We start from the raw sequence: 1,189 nt of genomic DNA on the forward strand, positions 1-1,189 counted from the left end.
CTGGAGCCCACCACGGGCACCATTCTCTTTAACGGCATCGACATCACGCGCGAAAAGCCCGCACAGATTGCGCGGCGCGGCGTGATCCGCTCGTTCCAGATCTCCGCCGTGTTCGCGCACCTGACCGTGCGCGAGAACGTGCGCATCGGCCTGCAGCGGCAACTGGGCACCGCGTTCCAGTTCTGGCGCAGCGAACGCTCGCTCGATGTGCTCGACGCACGCGCCATGGAACTGCTCGACCAGGTGGGCCTCACCGAATTCGCCGAAACGGTCACCGTCAACCTGCCGTACGGCCGCAAGCGCGCGCTGGAAATTGCCACCACGCTGGCGATGGAGCCGGAGCTGATGCTGCTGGACGAGCCCACGCAGGGCATGGGCCACGAGGATGTGGATCGCGTCACGCAGCTGATCAAGAAGGTTTCTGCGGGCCGCACGATCCTGATGGTCGAACACAACATGAACGTGGTGTCGTCGATTGCCGACAAGATCACGGTGCTGCAACGCGGCGCGATCCTGGCCGAAGGCCCGTATGCCGAGGTGTCGAAAGACCCGCGCGTGATGGAAGCCTATATGGGCACCGTCGACGCGGAACTGCAGGGAGCGCACTGATGAGCACGCAATCGAATGTGCCCGCGCTGGAAATCAAGGGCCTGCACGCCTGGTATGGCGAATCGCACATCCTGCACGGTGTAGACCTGACCGTGAACCGCGGCGAGGTAGTGACGCTGCTGGGCCGCAACGGCGCGGGCCGCACCACCACGCTGCGCGCGATCATGGGCCTGACCGGGGCGCGCAAGGGATCGATCAAGGTCAACGGCCACGAGACGATCGGCCTGCCCACGCACAAGATCGCGCACTACGGCATCGGCTATTGCCCGGAAGAGCGCGCGATTTTTTCAAGCCTGTCGTGCGAGGAAAACCTGCTGTTGCCGCCGACGCTGAAGGCATCGGGCGCGGGCACCGGCCAGGGCATGAGCGAGGCCGAGATCTACGAGATGTTCCCGAACCTGAAGGAGCGCAGGCAAAGCCAGGGCACGCGGCTTTCCGGCGGCGAGCAGCAGATGCTGGCGGTGGGACGCATCCTGCGCACCGGCGCCAATCTGCTGCTGCTCGACGAGATTTCGGAAGGGCTCGCGCCGGTCATCGTGCAGGCACTCGCGCGCATGATCCTGATGCTCAAGGCCAAGGG

General features: G+C 65.0%; 2 protein-coding genes. Both read left to right on the forward strand.

Annotated features, from left to right (window positions below; genetic code table 11):
- Positions 1 to 609, forward strand: a 609-nt coding sequence (locus F7R19_RS29520; RefSeq protein ID WP_150982963.1) for an ABC transporter ATP-binding protein, incomplete at its 5' end; no start/stop codon positions are given.
- The coding region (locus F7R19_RS29525) for an ABC transporter ATP-binding protein (RefSeq protein WP_150982964.1) at positions 609 to 1,189 on the forward strand (581 nt) is incomplete at its 3' end. The genes F7R19_RS29520 and F7R19_RS29525, both read left to right, overlap by 1 nt.

The sequence above is a fragment of the Cupriavidus pauculus genome (assembly GCF_008801835.1).
Classification (GTDB): Bacteria; Pseudomonadota; Gammaproteobacteria; order Burkholderiales; family Burkholderiaceae; genus Cupriavidus; species Cupriavidus pauculus.